Source organism: Microbacterium sp. ISL-103 (assembly GCF_018613995.1).
Classification (GTDB): domain Bacteria; phylum Actinomycetota; class Actinomycetes; order Actinomycetales; family Microbacteriaceae; genus Microbacterium.
In genome coordinates, this window is record NZ_JAGGPD010000432.1 from 1 (window position 1) to 3,331 (window position 3,331).

Annotated in this window: 3 protein-coding genes and 1 pseudogene; all 4 read left to right on the top strand. The window is 67.5% G+C overall.

The annotated features are described in order from the left end of the window. Positions 1 to 1,892: ATP-dependent DNA helicase RecG (locus J7E68_RS15135; protein WP_215173957.1), on the top strand; the 1,892-nt coding region annotated here is incomplete at its 5' end. 30 nt (positions 1,893 to 1,922) lie between these two features. After that, a pseudogene (coaD, locus tag J7E68_RS15140) lies at positions 1,923 to 2,409 on the top strand (pantetheine-phosphate adenylyltransferase). Between the two features lie 86 nt (positions 2,410 to 2,495). Then, positions 2,496 to 3,044: a DUF177 domain-containing protein gene (locus J7E68_RS15145; protein WP_215173961.1), complete on the top strand. Its 549-nt coding sequence runs from the start codon at positions 2,496 to 2,498 to the stop codon at positions 3,042 to 3,044. 2 nt (positions 3,045 to 3,046) lie between these two features. After that, positions 3,047 to 3,256: a 50S ribosomal protein L32 gene (gene rpmF, locus J7E68_RS15150; RefSeq protein ID WP_215173959.1), complete on the top strand. Its 210-nt coding sequence runs from the start codon at positions 3,047 to 3,049 to the stop codon at positions 3,254 to 3,256. Positions 3,257 to 3,331: the final 75 nt, after the last annotated feature.

Sequence of the window (3,331 nt, forward strand, 5' to 3'; positions counted from 1 at the left end):
CGAAGAATCTCGGGGCGGCCAAGTGGCGCGCGGAAGACCGCGCGGTCGGACGCCGCGGCGTGTTCTCCGGCAAGGTCGGCGAGTTCAACGGCATGACGCAGTTCGCGCACCCGGAGTACGAGCTGTTCGACGACGAGGATGCAGCGCGACGCCGGGCCGATGCCCGAGCCGCCGTCCTCATCCCGATATATCCGGCGACATCGACTCTGCAGACCTGGCAGATCGCCAAGTTCATCACGCGGGCGCTCGATGGCCTCGCGGAGGTTCCGGAACCCCTCCCAGCGGAGGTGCGATCCGCAGAAGACCTGCTGACGGCGCGCGAGGCCCTGGAGCAGATCCATCGGCCGAAGACCCGCAACGACATCGACCCTGCGGTCCGCACTCTGCGCATGCATGAGGCTCTGACGCTGCAGACCGCGCTGCTGCAGCAGCGCGACGCGGTGCGCGCTCTCGCGGCGACCGCCCGCCCGGCGAAGCCCCAGGGACTGCTCGAACGCTTCGACGCATCCCTGCCCTACGATCTCACCCCCGATCAGCAGACCGTCGGGGAGCAGGTCGCGAAAGACCTCGTGGGCTCCTGGCCGATGAACCGGCTCGTCCAGGGAGAGGTCGGCTCGGGCAAGACCCTCGTCGCCCTGCGTGCGATGCTCCAGGTCGCGGAGTCCGGGGGGCAGGCAGCGCTCATCGCCCCGACGGAGGTTCTGGCGGGTCAGCACCTGCGGTCGATCTCGAAGATGCTCGGGCCGCAGCTGGCTCCGCTCGTGATGCCCACGCTGCTCACCGGGCAGATGCCGGCGGCTGCGCGTCGCAAGGCAGCGCTCCGCGTCGCCTCGGGACAGGCGCTGATCGTCGTCGGCACGCACGCACTCCTCGGAGAGAAGACCACCTTCGCCGACCTCGGGCTCGTCGTGGTCGATGAGCAGCACCGGTTCGGAGTCGAGCAGCGTGAGGCTCTCCGCGCCAAGGGGTCGAGCCCCCACGCCCTCGTGCTCACCGCCACGCCGATCCCTCGCACGGTGGCCATGACCGTCTTCGGAGACCTCGACACCTCGGTGATCCGCACGATGCCGAAGGGTCGCGCAGGAATCGAGTCCTTCGTCGCGCCGCTGGCCGAGCACCCCGGCTGGTTCAACCGCGTGTGGGAGCGAGCCGCCGAGGAGATCGCACAGGGTCGGCAGGTGTTCGCGGTGTGCGCCGCGATCGACACCACCAAGAAGACCGCAGACGCGGGCGAAGCGGGTGAGCCTGCGCTGCTGCAGCCAGAGGGCGCATCCGGTCCGCGGTGGGGAGTGGTGCAGCTCGATGAGGCGCTGGCGACTCATCCGAAGCTCGGGGGCCTTCGTCGAGCCGTGCTCCACGGCCGCATGCCGTCTGACGAGAAGGATGCGGTCATGCAGGCCTTCTCCCGGGGTGAGATCGATCTGCTGCTCGCGACGACCGTCATCGAGGTGGGCGTCGATGTGCCCAACGCGTCGACCATGATCGTTCTCGACGCGGATCGTTTCGGCGTCTCCCAGTTGCATCAGCTGCGGGGACGCGTGGGCCGAGGCGGTGTGCCGGGCCTGTGCCTGCTCGTGACCGAGACGGAGGCCGGCTCGGTGGCGCGCGAACGGGTCGACGCGGTCGCGGCGACACTCGACGGTTTCGCCCTGGCCGAGGTCGATCTCGAGCTGCGAGGCGAGGGTGACGTGCTGGGCGCGGCGCAGGCGGGCGTGCGATCGTCGTTGAAGCTGCTGCGCGTGGTCAAGGACTCGGGACTGATCGTGAGGGCGCGTGAGCTCGCCGAGGCGATTCTCGCGGCAGACCCCGGTCTCGACGCGAACCCGGGCCTCAGATCGGCCATCGAGCGTCGGGTGAGCGACGATGATCGCGCCGCCCTGGCCAAGAACTGACCCGAGTGCGGCGTGCCCTAGGCTGGGGGCATGAGCAGCCGGATCGCCGTCGTCCCGGGTTCCTTCGACCCGCCGACCCTGGGCCACCTCGATGTCATCCGTCGAGCAGCCAAGCTGTACGACGAGCTGCATGTGCTCGTCGTGCACAACCCCGGTAAAGAGGCGATGCTGCCGATCGCGGCCCGGATGTCGCTCATCGAGCAGTCGATCGACGAAGAGGGCATGGACGGCAACGTCATCGTCGGTTCCTGGAGCATGGGGCTTCTGGTCGACTACGCGCGGGACGTCGGGGCCGGTGTGCTGGTCAAGGGCATCCGGTCGCAGNNACGAGTCGCCGATGGCGATCGTCAACAGGCACCTCGCCGACATCGAGACGGTCTTCCTGCTGCCCGACCCCGCGCATGCGCTCGTGTCGAGCTCTCTCGTCCGACAGGTCGCCGGCCTCGGAGGCGATGTCTCGCCCTTCGTCCCGAGAGCGGTCGCAGCGTTCCTCGACACGGGGTCTCGCGGCATCTGAGGCGGCGCGGCTGAATCACCACGCGCTCAGCCCGGAGCCAGCCTCCCGCTGCGTGTAGCCGGTACCATTGCTGGGTGCGTTCCCGAATGAATGGTCCCTTCGTCCTCCCCGTCCGCGACATCGCCCGCAAGCCGGGAGAGATGCGCGAACATGAGTTCTCCGTGACCCTGAAGGATGCCTGGGGCGAGGGGATCGTGTCGTACGAGACCGGTTCCGAACTCGATCTGGACGTCCGTCTGGAGTCCGTCCACGAGGGCATCCTGGTCTCGGGAATCGTCGATGCGGAGTACTCCGGCGTGTGCGGTCGCTGCCTCATCGACATCACTCGGCCCGTCGAAGTCGAGTTCCAGGAGCTTTTCGCGTATCCTGGTGAGGAAGAAACTGACTTCGAGGTTCAAGACGACCACGTGGATCTTGAAACTCTGGTCAGGGATGCTGCCGTACTGGCACTTCCTTTTCAGCCGGTGTGTCAGCCGGATTGCCCGGGTCTCGACCCGGAAACGGGCGAGAGGCTGACCGAGAGCACCGGAACGGAGCAGGCCGCTCCCATCGATCCTCGATGGAGTGCGCTCCAGAACATCACAGACCAAGACGGCACGGAAGAATCTCGTGTCGCCGAGAAAGAAGAGAGCTAGTCATGGCTGGTAACCCCCCGAAGCGCAAGGTATCCCGTTCGAACACCCGCTCGCGCCGCGCGCAGTGGAAGGCGGCGCCCATCGCGCTCGTCAAGACGGTCGAGAACGGCCAGGTCGTCTACAGCCGTCCTCACCAGGCGAAGGTCGTCACCGACTCGCAGGGCACCGAGCTGTTCCTCGAGTACAAGGGCCGCAAGGTCGCCGACGTCTGAGTCGCGACTTCACGACTGTGACGAAGGTCCCTGGGGGGACGAGACCGCTCCCAGAGAAGCTCCGCGTCGATATCG